Source organism: Pseudomonadota bacterium (assembly GCA_018823135.1).
Taxonomy (GTDB): Bacteria; Desulfobacterota; Desulfobulbia; order Desulfobulbales; family CALZHT01; genus JAHJJF01.
This window is the reverse complement of the sequence record JAHJJF010000005.1, coordinates 16,481-32,729: the sequence shown is the minus strand read 5'-3', so window position 1 is coordinate 32,729 and position 16,249 is coordinate 16,481. Positions and strand designations below refer to the sequence as shown.

10 protein-coding genes and 1 tRNA gene are annotated in these 16,249 nt (G+C 53.0%); 5 read left to right on the top strand and 6 right to left on the bottom strand.

Features of this window, described 5'->3' with window-relative positions; genetic code table 11:
* The 3 genes from KKE17_00225 to KKE17_00215 all read right to left on the bottom strand — a co-directional run.
* Positions 1–1,571, bottom strand: a 1,571-nt coding sequence (locus KKE17_00225; protein MBU1708409.1) for a TolC family protein, incomplete at its 3' end; no start/stop codon positions are given.
* A complete protein-coding gene (locus KKE17_00220) occupies positions 1,568–4,657 on the bottom strand; it encodes an efflux RND transporter permease subunit (protein ID MBU1708408.1) in 3,090 nt (1,029 codons plus the stop codon). The genes KKE17_00225 and KKE17_00220, both read right to left, overlap by 4 nt.
* Positions 4,654–5,856, bottom strand: a complete 1,203-nt coding sequence (locus KKE17_00215) for an efflux RND transporter periplasmic adaptor subunit (protein MBU1708407.1) — start codon at positions 5,854–5,856, stop codon at positions 4,654–4,656. Before KKE17_00215 ends, KKE17_00220 begins: the two co-directional genes overlap by 4 nt.
* Before the next feature lie 461 nt (positions 5,857–6,317).
* On the opposite strand from KKE17_00215, the gene KKE17_00210 reads away from it, so the two are divergent.
* Both KKE17_00210 and KKE17_00205 read left to right on the top strand, forming a co-directional pair.
* Positions 6,318–6,869: a heme NO-binding domain-containing protein gene (locus KKE17_00210; GenBank protein MBU1708406.1), complete on the top strand. Its 552-nt coding sequence runs from the start codon at positions 6,318–6,320 to the stop codon at positions 6,867–6,869.
* A gap of 2 nt (positions 6,870–6,871) precedes the next feature.
* A complete protein-coding gene (locus KKE17_00205) occupies positions 6,872–9,487 on the top strand; it encodes a PAS domain S-box protein (protein MBU1708405.1) in 2,616 nt (871 codons plus the stop codon).
* Positions 9,488–9,543: 56 nt separating this feature from the next.
* Here the strand turns inward: KKE17_00205 and KKE17_00200 are convergent.
* Positions 9,544–9,619 (bottom strand) — tRNA-Arg (locus tag KKE17_00200).
* A gap of 675 nt (positions 9,620–10,294) precedes the next feature.
* Between KKE17_00200 and KKE17_00195 the strand changes: the two genes are divergently transcribed.
* From KKE17_00195 to sixA, 3 genes are read left to right on the top strand one after another with little or no spacing between them, the layout of a single operon-like run.
* The gene (locus KKE17_00195; GenBank protein ID MBU1708404.1) at positions 10,295–10,498 is read left to right on the top strand and encodes a hypothetical protein; all 204 of its coding nucleotides are present in this window, start codon (positions 10,295–10,297) and stop codon (positions 10,496–10,498) included.
* 32 nt (positions 10,499–10,530) lie between these two features.
* Complete coding sequence (locus tag KKE17_00190) at positions 10,531–13,005, top strand: helix-turn-helix domain-containing protein (protein MBU1708403.1); 2,475 nt, start codon at positions 10,531–10,533, stop codon at positions 13,003–13,005.
* Between the two features lie 27 nt (positions 13,006–13,032).
* Positions 13,033–13,566 carry a phosphohistidine phosphatase SixA gene (sixA, locus tag KKE17_00185; GenBank protein ID MBU1708402.1) on the top strand — a complete coding sequence of 178 codons (534 nt, stop codon included), beginning with the start codon at positions 13,033–13,035 and terminating at the stop codon, positions 13,564–13,566.
* Between the two features lie 42 nt (positions 13,567–13,608).
* Here sixA and KKE17_00180 read toward each other — a convergent pair whose 3' ends face one another.
* A complete protein-coding gene (locus tag KKE17_00180; GenBank protein MBU1708401.1) occupies positions 13,609–15,159 on the bottom strand; it encodes a GNAT family N-acetyltransferase in 1,551 nt (516 codons plus the stop codon).
* Positions 15,160–15,172: 13 nt separating this feature from the next.
* A complete protein-coding gene (locus KKE17_00175) occupies positions 15,173–16,162 on the bottom strand; it encodes a D-alanine--D-alanine ligase (GenBank protein ID MBU1708400.1) in 990 nt (329 codons plus the stop codon).
* Positions 16,163–16,249 lie beyond the last annotated feature (87 nt).

Genomic DNA, 16,249 nt, shown 5'->3' with positions numbered 1-16,249 from the left:
TCAAGCAGGCTGCCTTCGGCACGATAGAGGCTGACCAGCGCCTGGCGGCAGTTGATTGTCGCCTCTACCTCGTCAATGGCGCTTTCCAGAAGATCGCGCTGGGCCTGGGCTACCTGCAGGGCAGTGCTGGCGCCGACGTCGAAGCGTTCCTCTTCAGCTTGCAGGGTTTCCTCCTGCAGCAGGCGGGTAGTTCGGGTGGCGGCGATCTGCTGACGAGTGCGTTCAAATTCATTCATCGCCAGGCGAACGTCAAGCTCTACAATCTGCTTGAGATTTTCAAGCGCTTCCGTGGCCTGACGCCATGAGGAGCGGGCTGCGAAATCACGGGCTCTGGCCGGCCGATTGTTCAGGTACTGACTGAGTTTAATTCCAACGCTGAAATCATGGTTGTTGCCGTCAAGGTCCTTGAAGGATTCGGAAAAGGAGTCGGCATAGCCGCTCTTGCCAAGGGTGATAAAGAGATCAAGCCGGGGCAGGAGGCCATTTCTGGTATTGATGGTTTCCAGCCGGTTCTGTCGCAGTCGCAGGCGTGCCTCATTCAAATCAGGTCTTGATTTTTCAGCAAGGAGCAACCGGTCTGCCAGATCAGTAATTAACTGCGGATTGATCTCGGCTGTGCTGGTGGCGTTGATCTGAAGATCAAGGAGCCTTTTTTCTCCTGGATTGATCAGGCGCAGGAGACGCAGGCGGCTTTCTTCAAGGGCGCTGTGCACATCGATTAAGGCCTGTTGGCGCCGGGCCACTTCTGCTTTGGCGGCAGCCGCTTCGATGCGGGGCAGAGTGCCCACCTCAATGCGCTGCACTATTTCATCAAGCTGCTGCAGGGCAATGGTCTGCGAGCGTTCAAAGATATCAATTTTCCGGGCGGCCAGTACATAATTCCAATAGGCGATTTCTGTTTCCGCCAAAAGCGCCTCGGTGATGCCGCGGAGTTCAAAATTGGATACTGCGGTGTTGATCGCCGCCTGCCGGACACTGACCAGATTGACCGCAGGGCCAAGACCGCGCAGGAGTGATTGGGTGATACTGAGTCCGATCCTGGCGCTGTTGTCTGTGTCATCATCGGTGTGCTCCACAGCCGCCTCAAGGGTTGTGCCGGTTGGCAATTTCTGGCGCAGGCCGATAAGGGCAGTTCGATCGTCTTCAATAACTGTAATTCGGCTGCCATTTATCCCGGCTTCGCTGCTCTTCTCCCTTGAAAACTCAAGTTCGCCGAACAGTTCCGGATCATAGACGCCCCGTTCAATGGCCTCGAAGGAGCCGGCAATCATCGGTTTGATCTGCTGGATTTTCAGATCGCGGTTATTGCGCAGGGCAAGCCAGATGGCCTGTTCCACTGCAAGGTCAAGACTTCCCTGGGCAATGGTCACCATCGGATCTTCATCGGTGAATTGCGGCTGGAGGTCCCGGGACACTGAAACGGCCTCTACCGGGGAAATCTCGGGGTATTGCATGCCGGACTGGAACACCGGCAGGGAATCCGGTTTGAGGCAGCCGGGAATGAGCAGCAGGAGGGCCGGCAGTATGCACAGGATGGTGCGACGGGTTTGTCTGAATAAAATTATTTTCATGGGGCTACGGTTTTTCCCTGACGGTGAAAGAGCAGATAGGTTGCGGGGACCAGGACCAGGGTGATCAGGGTGGAGCCGGTGAGGCCGCCGATCACCGCCCGGGCCAGCGGCGCCTGGGCGTCCGCTCCTTCTCCGATGCCGAGGGCAAGGGGCAGCAGAGCAAGAATCGTCGTCAGGGTGGTCATGAATATCGGTCGCAGCCGTCTGCGGCCCGCCTCGGCAATCGCCTCGTTGACCGGCATGCCGCTCTGCAGCAGTTGGCCGGCCTGGTCAACCAGCAGAATGGCGTTGTTTACCACAATGCCGCCCAGCATGATGCAGCCGATATAGGACTGCAGGTTCAGGGTGGTGCCGGTGAGAAAGAGGATGAGCAGAACACCCACCGCCGCAACGGGTACTGAGACCATGACCACAAGTGGATCGCGTAATGATTCATACTGACAGGCCAGGACCATGTAGACCAGGACCAGGGCGAGCACCAGAGAGAGCACCAGTTCGGCAAAGGCCTTCTGCTGTTCCTCGAACTTGCCGGAAACCGTCAGGTCATAGCCCACGGGGCGGGCGATCTGATCAAGCCGTTCCTGGACATCCGTGGCAACCGAGCCGAGATCGCGGCCCGCGACATTGGCCTGCACCGAGACCAGGCGTTGCTGGTCCTTGCGGTCGATGAGGATCGGTCCGCGGCCCGGCTTGGTGGAAACCAGATTATGCAGGGAGACCTGCTCTCCGGAGGCAGTGGTCAGGGTCAGGTTGAGGATTTCATCAAGGGAGCGTTTCTCTGCGTCTTTGAGTTGTACGAAGATACGATAGGAATTGCCCTGCAGGCGGAATTCGCCGGCTTTTGCACCGGCCACTGCAGTGCCGATGACCCTGGTGATATCCCTGATACTGATTCCCATATCCGCCACCTTGTTGCGGTCGATACTTATTTCCTGCTGCGGAATACCGGCCAGATTGCTGGTCTCTACATCGGTGATTCCCTGAATATCGGCAATGGACACGGCCACCCGGCCGGCAAGGGCCTCGAGTTTCTGCAGATCAAAGCCGCGCACCTCAACGGTGAGTCCTTCGTCGCCGCCCAGCAGACGTTCCAGCAGGAACTGTCCCTGGGGGGCGCGGGTTCGGATCTTCATGCCAGCCACCTTGCCGTCCAGACGTTTACGCAGATCATCGGCAATTGCTGTATTCGACCGCTTCCTTTCTGCCGCCGGTTTCAGGGACAGGGTCATATCAGAGCGGGAAATTGCATTGGCCCGCCAACCGGTGGAACCGGCGCTGACCACCGAAGAAACCGCCTCGGCAACATTATCGGTGACTATTTTTTCCATGATCCGGCTCTGCCGATCCACCAGGTCAAGGCGGGTGCCGATCTCCATTTCACCTGAGATCCGCACTTCACCCTCATCACTGGGAGGCAGGAATTCGGTGCCGATAAAGGGCAGCAGCAGCAGGCTGAGACCCAGAAGGGCGGCAGCCGTGAACACCGTAAGCCACGGGTGACCCAGTACCCGATGCAGTAGTTCCATGTACCGGTCATTGAGCGACTGGGTGAGGGTTTCCGCCCTGGCAGCCACGGATTTGATCCATCCGGAGCGATTGTTGACACCCGGCCCGGAGGCTTTCATGAGTTTGGCAGCCAGCATGGGCACCAGGCTCAAGGCAACCAGCAGCGAACAGATCAGCGAAAAAATGATTACATAGGCCAGCTCCTGGAAGAGCACGCCGGTCACCCCGCGTACGAAGATCAGCGGCAGAAAGATGACCAGAGTGGTGATGGTGCTGGCGATGATCGCCGGCCCCACTTCAATGGCGCCCTGCACCGAGGCCTCCTCCACGGACTCAGTGGTCTCGGTGCGGCGCCGGAAGATATTTTCCAGGACGACAATGGAGTTGTCCACCATCATGCCCACCCCCAGGGCCAGGCCGCCCAGGGTCATGAGGTTCAATGTGAAGCCGCCGAAATAGATGAGACTGAAGGTGGCGATCACCGAAATAGGGATGGACAGGGCAATTACCAGGGTAGAGCGGATATTGCGCAGAAAGAACAGCAGGACGATAACCGCAAGTCCTCCGCCGTAGAGAACCGAATTAGTGACATTGGCAATGGAGCGTTCAATGAAATTGCCCTGGTTGACCACCGGGACGATTTTGATCTGGGGAAAGGCCTGATTTGCGGCATCGATTTCCGCGAGTATCTGCTTGGCAACCTCAACGGTATTGGCGTCGGCCTGTTTACGGATGGCGACGCGGATGCCCCGCTGGCCATTAACCCGGACAATGCGGTTGAGTTTTTCATAGGTATCCTTGACCTCGGCAATCTGGCCAAGGGAGACGGTGACGCCGTTTTTTTCCATGATCACCGTATTACGGATCTGTTCCATGTCGGTAAATTGGGCCGGTGCCCGCAGGTTGACCTCGAAGCGGCCTTCTTCGATCTTGCCGGCCGGCAGGTCCAGGTTGGCGTCGCGGATTGCCTGCAGTACCTGATCCAATGGCAGGCCCAGAGCGTTGACCCGGTCCGGATCAAGCTCGATGCGGACCTCGCGGTTGAAGCCGCCCCAGACATCCACCTGGGCAACGCCGGGAACGCGGGCAAAACGATAGCGGATCTGGTCTTCGATGAGCTGGGTCAGTTCCACCGGGTCAAGGTCGCTTGAGATGCCTAAGATCACCACCGGATAGCTGCCGATATCGTACTTTCTGACCATTGGTCGCACAATGTCATCAGGCAGTTCATTGATCTCGTCTTCGATCTTGGACAAAACATCCAGGGCGGCGGTGTCAATATCCGTGCCCCAGGCAAAACTGACCCGGATGTTGCTGTTGCCCTCTGAAGATTGGGAGGTCATCTCCTCCACACCCGGGACCGTTGCGACTATTTCCTCGAGAATCTGGGTGACTAGCCGCTCCATGACTTCGGGGCTTGCTCCTTCATAACTGGTGCGGACCGTGAGGGTGGGGAGTTCAATATTGGGCAGCAGATCGATGCGCAACCGGGAGAGTGAGACACTGCCGATAATGACAATAATCAGGGTCACCATGGTGGTGAAGATCGGACGTCTGACGCTGAATTTCGGCAGGTTCATGGGGTGGCGGCTTTTTCCGGTTTGTTTTCGGAAACGGATTCAGAAATGATAATTGTCGAGCCGTCATCGATGAGCTGATGGCCCAGGGAAACCACCCGGCCGGTGAGTCCTTCGCCCATAACCTGGACGCGGTCTCCCTGGCGGATGCCGACCTGGACGGGACGCCACGAGACTGTCATTTTTCCCTCGTTGACCACAAAAATGCCGGTGTGATCGTTGCGGGAGGTCAGGGCGGCTTCGGAAACAATCGTTGCATCCATTTCACTGTCCAGTTTTACTGTGGCGCGAATAAACATGCCCGGCTTCAGGCGGAGCTTCGGATTGTCAATGGTAAGTTCAACCCGGGCCTGCCGGGTTTCCCGGCGGAACACCGGCGAGATCCGGGCGATGCGGCCTTCAAAGGTTTCCCCGGGAAAGGCATCGGTGCTGAGCTGGGCGGTCTGGCCGGGCTGCAGACGGGCGTAATCCTTTTCCGTGACGAAGATGATGCCGGTAATCGGGTTCAGCTCAACAATGAGCAGCAGAGCGGCATTGGCAGATACCGTGTGTCCTTCATCAACATAGCGTTCCGCCACCACCCGGGGGTTGTCACTGCCGGACCAGTTGGCGGTAACTTTGGTATAGCTCAGTCGAATATTGGCGGTTTCCAGAAAGGCCTCGGCCCTGGTCACCTGTGCCTTGGCAACCTCAAGCTGCGCCTGTTTGGCCGACTGGTTTGCCATGGCCTCGTCATACTGGGATTCAGAGGCGACACCGCGTTTTTTGAGAGTTTCCACCCGCTCAAATTCCCGGGCGGCGATTGTCAGAGCGCTTTTCGCTTCCACCATATTGGCGTTGGCAACCGCCAGGTCTGCCCTGGCCTGGGCCACGGCCTGGATATATTCATCATTGTCCAGTTCGGCAATAATCTGGCCGTTTTGCACGGTGTCGGCAAGCTTTACCGCCAACCGCTCCACCCGGCCGCCGACTTTCGGGGCCGCCACAAACTCGGCCCGGGGTTCCAGGCTGCCGTTAAATGTCCGGAACAGGGTGATGGGGCCATGCTCTATGGCCACCACTTCCACCGGGGCGGCACGACCGCCGCCCTTGCCGCCTTTTTTCTGTTCATCCTGCTTTCCGCAGGACAAAAGAAACAGGACGAAGCAGAGTGCTGTTCCGGCCAGCAGGGCCTTGGTGATGAGCTTTTTTAACTGTTTCATGGGCATGGACGTAGAACCTCATGCAGGGAATTGGCGTAGCAAATTTGTATTTCATCTCTTTAAACAAAAAAAAAGAAATCTGATATGATTTTTTCAAAGATGTGCCTGCGGAAAATCAAATAAACACTTCCGGTAATGGGTAAGTTTTTTGTTTTTCTATTATAATTGAACAACATGGGCTGGGCAGAGGATTGCAATGATCATTTGTTGAGACGCAAGATGTCAGAGATAAAGATAGCTCTGTTCAAGTTTTCTCGGTAATTTCCGGAGATGTCTTTTCATTAATAATCTGCTAATAATATAATCGTGATCCAGAAATAATATTGTGGACCCTTGGTTTTTATGGAAATATCGCCGGTGCGATAAACTTTTTTCCCGCCCCTGGCAGATGCACAATTTTTTTTTCAACGCCGAGTATCCGCGCTCTATGCAATTCATTTTTTTTCCGGGGGGAGCAACTCATGAAGGGTATTATCTTCAATCTGCTGGAAGGCTTTATTACAGACAATTACGGTGAGGATGAATATGAGGGGGTGCTGTCGCGATGCCAGCTGAAGATGGGGGACCCCGGAGTTATCGTCGGTCCCGGGACATACCCTGATGAAGACTTCATGCAAATCGTTGCTGAAACAGCGCGATTGCTGGACAATTCTGTGCCTGATGTTTTCCGTGCCTTCGGCAGATATGCCATCCCGAAACTCGTCGAAAGGTACCCCCGGTTTTTCAGTCCCTACAGCCATCCGAAGGATTTTCTGAAGACGGTTGATTTCATCCACCACATCGAAATCGTCAAACTCTATAAAGATGCCGAGACCCCGAAATTTTCTGCCGAAGATCCTTTTGCTGATACCCTTGTCATGAAATATTCCTCTGCACGAAAATTGTGTTATCTTGTGGAGGGACTCATTGACGGGCTTGCCGATCATTATGGGGTGCCCATCGAACACAGTCAGACAAGATGCATGATTCATGGAGACGAGCAATGCGTATTCAATCTGAGGTTTGAAGGGTAGAAATGGATTCTGACTTTGACAAAGCCCTTATCAAGATGTCGCGGCTGCAGAAGAAGCTGCAGATCCTTGAGTCCATGGTGGAGGACCGCACCCGCGAGGCATATCTCGAAGAAGAACGTGCCGCTTCACTGATTGATCTTCACCAGGAAGCCATGCGGGCCGGGGAAGTTGACAGGTTGATCAACCGGGCCCTTGACATTCTGCTGGGCAGAGATTTTCTGCAGATCGAAAATGCCGGGGCGGTCTTCCTGGTGGAAGAGAAATCTGCAGAGCTGGTATTAAAAGCCCACAGGAATCTTGCGCCGGAGCTTCTGGATCTCTGTACGCGGGTGCCTTTCGGCCGCTGTCTGTGCGGCCTTGCCGCAGCTGAGTGCCGTACTTTTTATGCCGCCAATATTGACGAGCGTCATAGCATCAGGTTTGACGGCATGCGCCCTCATGGCCATTATTGCGTACCGATCATGACCGGCAAGAAGCCGCGGGGCGTCATCACTCTCTATCTGCCGGCCAATATGCAGAAGAGCGACGAGGAGATTGCCTTTCTCGGTGCAGCAGCTGATATTATAGCAGGGGGATTGCAGAGACTTTTTTACGAGGATGAGCTTGAGAAATATCAGTCCAGCCTGGAAAACATGGTGCAGGAACAGACCCGTGAACTGCGCCAGACAAATGTCCAGCTGCGGCAGGAAATCAGCGACAAGGAAAAGGCCGAGGAATCACTCCGCGAGGCGGAGCAGAAATACCGGAGTATCTTTGAAAACGCTGTGGACGGTATTTTTCAGAGTACCCTGGACGGTGTTCTGCTGAACTGCAACGCCGCCTTCGCAGGGTTTCTCGGCTATGAGACTCCGGCGGCAGCCATTGCCGCTCTGGATGATATCGCCCGGCAGATCTATGTTGTGCCAGCTCAGCGACAGGATCTCCTCGATCTTTTACATAAAGGGCCTGTTTCAGGCTTTGATGTTCAGCTCAACCGGCTGGACGGCGGCATCATCTGGGTGACGATGAATGTCCGGCAGGCATATGACAGGAAAAATGACACTTATTTTCTGGAAGGGATCATCCAGGACATAACCCTGCGCAAGACGGCCGAGGACGCCCTGGCCGCTGAGAAGGAACGCCTTGCTGTCACTCTGGCGAGCATTGGTGACGGGGTCATAACCACAGATACCGACGGACGCGTAGTTTTGTTGAACAGAATTGCCGAGAAACTCACGGGCTGGACCCGTGAACAAGCTGTGGGCAAGCCGTTGTCGGAGGTCTTTCATATCATCAACGAGCGCACCCTGGAGCGTTGTGAAAACCCGGTTGAAAAAGTGCTGCAGTCCGGCAAGATCATCGGTCTTGCCAATCATACCGCGCTGATCGCCCTTGACGGGACGGAACGGAGCATTGCCGACAGCGGCGCGCCGATCCGGGACAAGAGCAACCGTATCATCGGGATTGTTCTCGTGTTCCGGGATGTCACCGAAGAGAACAGGATGGAAGCCGAGCTGCTCAAGATCAAGAAGCTTGAGTCCGTCGGAGTGCTTGCCGGGGGCATCGCCCATGATTTCAATAATATCCTGGCGGCAATTCTCGGCAATATCAATCTGGCGTCACAGCTGACCCCGAAGGAGAATCGTGTCCATAAGCTCCTGCGGCAAGCGGAAAAAGCGTCGCTCCGGGCCCGGGACCTCACCCGGCAGCTGCTGACATTTTCCCGTGGAGGTCATCCGGTTAAAAAAACCGCATCCATCGGCGATATTATCAAGGAATCGGCTGATTTTATTCTCAGGGGGAGCAATGTCGCCTGCCAGTATTCCATTCCCGATGATCTCTGGCTTGTTGATATTGACACCAGTCAGATGAGCCAGGTGATTCAGAATATCATCATCAACGCCGATCAGGCCATGCCCGAAGGTGGAGTTGTTACGGTGCTTTGCGACAACGTGCAATCCAGTGCGGAAAATATGCTGCCTGTTTCAGATGGGGCGTACGTCAGAGTCACCATAAGCGACAGCGGCGCCGGCATCCCCGCCGATATTCTCGATAAGGTGTTTGATCCCTACTTCACCACCAAGCAGCAGGGAAACGGCCTGGGGCTTGCCATCACCCATTCGATCATCAGCAAGCATGCAGGTCATATTTCCGTGCAGTCGATACCCAATAAAGGCACCTCTTTTACGATTCTGTTGCCGGCGGCCAGTGCTCTCGCCACCGAAACTGCAATACTCACCGATGAACATATCAGCGGCTCGGGCAGATTACTTCTTATGGATGATGAAGAGATCGTCAGAGACGTGGCCTCCTCCATGCTGAGTCATCTCGGCTATGAGGTTCTGTCTGCCGAAAATGGCGAAGAAGCCATTGTGCTGTATCAGCAGGCTCTGGACGCTGGTTCCCCCATCGATGCGGTCATAATGGACCTGACAATTCCCGGAGGTATGGGCGGTCTGGAAACCTTGAAGAAACTCACCGAAATATATCCCGATGTCAAAGCGCTGGTCTCCAGCGGCTATTCAAACGATCCGGTTATGTCCAACTTCGCGGAATACGGTTTTGCGGGTTCGGTTCAGAAGCCTTATCGACTTGATGAGCTCGCCTTAGCAGTCCACCGCGTTCTTCATGGTGATTGACATAAGGTGGACATCCTTTTCATTGCGGGAGAAAATGGATGGTATGGTTAGGCAATTGGTGCCCTCGGCGCGAATCGAACGCGCGACACCAGGATTAGGAATCCTGAGCTCTATCCCCTGAGCTACGAGGGCAATATGAAGTGTTCTTGACGAGTTATGCGCTTCGCGGTGGTGCTTGGTTATTGGCTCGGTCGACTTTTTACAATTTGGCCAACGCGTTATCAAGCCAGTTTGTAAATCTTTTCATGGCCTCTTTCAAGTCATTTTCAGAGGGAGACATATAAAATGCTTCCATTCCATCAAGAGAGTTGCATACTATACAATCACGGTGAATTTTATCAAGTCCTGCGTTCAACATATTTGTTTTTACGGTCCGTCTGATATGGTGGAAGGCGACATCCTTGGTCCATGTGCGGCCATAATAAATTGAGTCATCAGCCCAACAGTCAATGAACAGGGACAGTGGATGCATTTCCCGTGGTCAGGTCCTTGCTTTTCTGTGGCGGGAAGCTTTAATGGAATAAATCGGAACAGGCACCCACGTATCATCCCAGGCCCATGTTTTATTCTGTCGATAGCACCACCACAATCTATCAAGGACCCCCTCAAGATGTTTGATTGTTTTAAAAGAAGACTCCGGATAACCCTATCAAACCGGCAAGAAAAGGGTTATATCAGGAGACAGATAATTTGGATGAAGACGGTGGTCTATATTGATATGGGTTATGAGACTACTGCTCTATAAGAATAATATACTAATCGGACCATCCCCTGAGATTGTCTGGTTTTCAAATAATAAGGTGAATTATGATTATACGTTTTCTCTACATGGCTAAAAATGAGGCTGGAAAGCCGGTGGAGTTCTGGGCATGCAACGACTGCCGCAGAAAAAATAACCATTCGATCCTGCTCCGGAAGTGGAAGCTCATCGAGCAGAGTAGCGATGAGAATATAATTTGCGATAAATGCGGCGCTGGAACGACGAAAAAAGAACCATCAGATGACCAGTGAGAATTTTTCCCCTCCCTGAAACCCAGAGACCAATGAGCACCTCAAACCCCGAACTGCAACTTGCCGGTGATTTTGTCAGGGACACTGATTGCAATATTTTTCTCACCGGCAAGGCTGGTACCGGCAAGACCACCTTTCTTCATAATCTGAAAAAGAACACCCCTAAACGGATGATCGTCACCGCGCCCACCGGAGTGGCGGCAATCAATGCCGGCGGGGTTACCCTGCATTCTTTTTTCCAGATGCCCTTTGGTCCGTTTGTGCCTGGCAGCGAATCGTATGATCGCAGCAGCCAGCACAAATTCAACAAGGAAAAAATCAACATCATCAGGAGTCTCGACCTGCTGGTGATCGATGAAATAAGCATGGTTCGTGCCGATCTGCTGGACGGCGTCGATGCAGTCCTGCGTCGTTATCGCGGTAACGAATTGCCCTTTGGCGGCGTGCAGTTGTTGATGATCGGCGATCTGTACCAGTTGTCTCCGGTGGTGAAGGATGCCGAATGGCAACTTCTGCGCGATTATTATGAATCGTTCTATTTTTTCAGCAGTAATGCTTTGCGTCACACCGAACTGATTTCCATTGAACTGAAACAAATTTATCGCCAGTCGGACCCACGTTTCATTGAGCTGCTCAACCGGGTGCGCGATAACAGGCTGGATCAGGATACTCTGCAGGAGATCAACCGCCGTTATCTCCCTAACTTTGTGCTGCAGGACGACGAAGGTTACATTACCCTCGGCACCCACAATCGCGGCGTTGACGCGATCAACGAATCCAAATTGGCTGAGTTGCCGGCAAAAACGCGTCGTTTTAACGCCGATGTCGCAGGCGATTTCCCCGAATACACCTATCCGGCTCCGGCCGAGCTTGAACTTAAGGTCGGCGCCCAGGTGATGTTCGTGCGCAACGATTCTTCTCGCGATAAACTCTATTTCAACGGCAAGATCGGTAAAGTGACACGTGTGTCTCGTGAAGAGGTTTCCGTCAAGTGCCCAGGCGACCGCGCCGAGATCGTAGTCGAACCGGCAACCTGGGAAAATATCAAGTATACAATCGACAAGGAAACCAAGGAGATTATTGAAAGCAAAGTCGGAGAATTCGTGCAATTCCCGCTGAAACTGGCCTGGGCCATTACTATTCATAAGAGTCAGGGGCTCACTTTTGAAAAGGCCGTGATCGACGCCAACGCCGCCTTTGCTCATGGCCAGGTTTATGTAGCCCTGAGCCGTTGTAAGACATTTGAGGGCATGATACTCAGTACGCCTCTTTCAGCAAATTGTGTGAAAAGTGATAAGACGGTATGCCGTTTTGTGGATAATGCGATGAGAAATTCGCCCTCGCAACAACAGCTGATAGACGCAAAAAACCGCTATCAGCAGCGTTTATTGATGGAATGCTTTGATTTTAAGTCGTTGCATTTTTACTTGAATCAGTTGCTGCGGGTGTTGCTCGCAAACGCCAGACTGGTGACAGTTGCCGGCGTGGATGATTTTCACGAATTGGCGCGAAAGGGGGGGGCTGAAATTTGTGATATCGGCGAAAATTTCAAGCGGCAATTGCGCAGTCTCTTTGCCAATGACAAACTGCCCGAAATGGACGCTGTTGTTTCGGAGCGCATCACCAGGGCATCAGGCTATTTTCAGGAAAAAATCGAAACGATTCTGGCAGCAAATCTTCGAGATTTCCGAGTAGACACGGATAATAAGGAAATTGCTAAAAGGCTCAAGGATATCCTGAACAAATTGAACAAGGAAATTGCCGTGAAGTCGGCGGCGGTGAAGAGTTGTGAGGCCGGTTTTTCGCTTGCCAGCTATCTGCGCGCCATATCTGTCGCAGAAATTGATTTCAAATCAGGGAAGGAAAGAAAAGCCTCAACGCAATACACCGCCGCCGATGTCGGTCATCCCGAGTTGTTTCAGGCCCTGAAGGACTGGCGTTCGCAAAAGGCCGCGGAGGAAGGGCTCCCACATTTTCGGATTATGCACCAGAGCGTGCTGATCCAGATTGCGGTGAACCTGCCCGACAATCCTGCCGACCTGAAAAGAATAAAGGGAATCGGCCCCCGGCTCGTGGAAAAATACGGCGCGGAACTGGTTGCCATGGTTTCAGCCTATCGCCGGAAACACGAGATTGCCGAGGTGATGTTGCCCGAACCCCAAGTCGCGCTTCAAGAGGTTGAAGTCAAAGAAGAAAAAATGCCGGCAAGAAACACCAGACAGGTCAGTTTTGAGATGTTTCAATCAGGATTACGCGTGAAGCAAATTGCCGAAGAACGCGGTCTGGCCAATGCTACCATTGAGGGGCACCTGGCCGGTTTCGTTCAGGCCGGCAAGCTGGAAATCGGCAGACTGGTGCCGTCTGCAAAACAACAGGCCATTGCCCAGAAACTTACTGAAATTCAGGGTGGTTCGCTCAAGGAACTGAAAATCGCCTTGGGCGACGACTATTCCTACGGTGAAATCAACCTTGTGCTCGCCCACCTTAAACTTCAGGAAAACATCTGATATTAATTTTTTGAATAAAGGAAAATTATGAAAGTATATCTGCTTCAGCACGGTGAGGCGATGCCCAAAGAGAAGGATCTCCGAAGGCCTCTCTCGTACAAAGGGATAGAAGAGATCAGAAAGGTCATCGCCTTTTTAGCAAAAAACATTGATCTTTCACAAACCGTAAATGTCTATCACAGCGGTAAACTCCGGGCGCAACAGACCGCTGATGCTTTTGCAGGGGAACTAAGTCTTGCCCCGCCTTTGGAGATTGCAGGATTATTGCCCCTTGATGATCCGCAAATATGGGCATCACGCCTCAATGCTTCTGATGAGGATACGATGCTTGTCGGCCACCTGCCGCACCTTGCGAGGCTTGCGGCATTGCTTATCTCCGGCGATCAGGAAAAAGAAATTCTCCGATTTCGGATGGGCGGGGTTGCTGCTCTTGAAAGAAATGAGTCGGGCTGGTGGTCGGTTTCCTGGATGGTGATCCCCGGGCTTTTTAAAGAATCGGCAGGTGAAGATGACGAGCTGGATATGGAAGACCTGGAATTTATTTCCCGATTGACCATATGATAAAGCAACGGCTGAAGATCAAAAAAATCAAGAGTGTCGGCTTCACAACTCCTTAACAAAAACAACCTTGTCATCACCAGGTGTATAAAAATCCCTGATCCGGGCTTTTTCTTCATAGCCGGCATTCTGATAGAAAAGGCGGGAGGGGAGGTAATCGTCTCTGCCGGCGGTATCAATGGTAATCAGTCTTGCTCCTGATGCACGGATTTCTTTTTCAGCCGCAGTCATTAAGGCGCGGCCGATGCCCCGTCTGCGGAGCTTTGTTGAAGCAACAATCCAGTAAATATCCATGACTCCGGAGGTGCAGGGGGTCGGCCCGTAACAGATCCAGCCGCAGATCTGCCCTGCGGATTCAGCGACCAGCGAGAAATATTCGCTTTCTATGGCATTGCTGATGCTTGATTCAAGGACTTCTGCGGCAACAACTAATTCTGTCGGTCTGAAGATCACCGTGGCGTTCAGAATATTCAGGATATCTTGCTGGTCCTTGGGGTTGATGTGGCGGACCAGGACGTCATCTTCTGCGATTGGAGGCAAAAGGGCTTCTGGTGATGACGGAATCACAGTCTTTGGCGGATTATCCGCATGCAGGCGTTTTTTTGCATTCTGCAGCATGGCGTCGACAAAGCGATGATAGGCTATGCCTTCTTTTTCCAATGCTGCGGCAAAACCTGCATCAGGTGAGATGTCGGGATTGGAGTTCACCTCGAGAACATAGAGATTGCCGAAATCGTCCATCCTGAAATCCACTCGTGCATAGTCGCGGCAGCCCAGAGCGTGCCAGGATTTTACCGCAAGGGTTGATATCCTTTTTTTCTGGGTCTCGGGCAGATTATCCGGGAAAATACGGGGTGTGTTGGCGTAGGCAAAGGAAGATTCGATCCATTTTGCCGAGTAGTCGACGATGCGCGGCATGTCTTCCGGAAAGGCCGCGAAACTGATCTCAGCGATGGGCAGAATGCTTATCCTGCCGTTTATCTCAATCACCGAAACATTGAATTCCCGGGTGCCAACCAGCTGTTCCACAATGGCCGGTTGTTTGAAATCTTTATGGATTAATTTTATGGCGTCAAGTAATTCCTTGCCGTAATGCTTGCAAACCGAGCTCTCGGCAAATAGTCCTTCGCTGGCATCGGTGCAGGCAGGTTTTACAATATAGGGTCCGGGGAAAAGCTCGGACTTTTCCGGCAGGGAACCGGGGCGGACCTTGATGCCTTTGGGTACCGGAATTGACGCCGCAGAAAGGACGCCTTTGGTTTTAACTTTATCAAGAGTAAGGGTCAGGCAGGCGGTTGAGCCACCGGTGGCCTGGCAGTTGAATGATTCGCAGACCGCAGGGACGTGTGCTGCTGATTCCGATTTTTTTGCAAATCCTTCAACCAGGTTGAAAATTATATGATCCTGTTTGTCGGCGAGCACGGTGGTAATGTCATAAAGATCCCGGACTCCTATGGCCTTATAAGGTATTTTTAGTTTTTCCAGGGATGCGGCAACTGTATCTCTTTCAACAAGGACGCCTTTTTCGCTTTCCAGAGCATCGGCGGCCGGCAGATTGTACAGGAGGAGAATCTCTTTATCGCGCAGGATGGTCATTTCATGAATTCCTCTATACCCGGTCAAAGGCGCTGGCGATAATGCCGCCGATAAGATCGTTATAATTCATACCCATGGCAGTGGCAATCATCGGCAGATCGGAATGGTGCGGATGGAGGCCCGGAAGCGGGTTGATTTCGATGAAACACGGGGTGCCTGCGGCATCAAGGCGAATGTCAACCCTTCCGGTGTCGCGGCATTCCAGTGAACGGTAGGAGGCCAGGGCAAGGGCCTCCACGGCATCAATCAGGCTGTCGCCCTTTACTACTGGGACATAATCGACAAAGTCTTCGCAAAGTTCTTTTACCTCATAGGAATAGTCGGCGGCCGGGGCATTATCTTTGATGCATACCTCAAGGGTGCCCAGTATACGGGCTTTATGACCGGTACCCAGGATGCCGGTGGTGAATTCCCTTCCCGGAAGATAGGCCTCAACCAGAACCGGCTGGCCTGGGAAATCCTCAAGCAGTTGGCCTGCGACATTATGCAGGGCATCAATGGTATCAATACGGCTCCGGCTGCTGATACCCTTGCCGGTACCCTCGGCCACCGGTTTAGCAAAAACCGGGAACGGCAGACGGAATTCCCTGAGGTCGTCTTTGCTATGGATCAGGGCCGCGGCTGGGGTGGCAAGGCCATCGGCCAGGATAATTTTTTTTGCAACATACTTGTCCAGGGTTACGGCGCAGGTCAATGGATCGGAAAAAACATAGGGCTGGCCGTACATCTCAAGCAGGGCCGGCACCTGCGCTTCCCGGGAGCGTCCTTTAAGCCCTTCGGCAATGGAGAAAACCAGATCCCAGCGTTCACCGTTAATCAGCCGTTGGTTGAGTTGGCGACCGTGGCCGATTCTCGAGACCTGGTAGCCGTTGGCGTTGATCGCCTGTTCAAGGGCGTCAATGGTCGATTCGGAATCAAATTCCGCCACATCCTGCTCGGAATAACCTTCTGCCAGATAAGCGGAACGCAGATCGTATACAAGGCCGATGTGTTTAATTTTCATGAAAATTTCCTTACGGGGTATCTGGTCTTTGAATCAGGAGGGTTGCAATTGCATTAAGCAAAGACCCGGCGTATTTTTTAGAATACG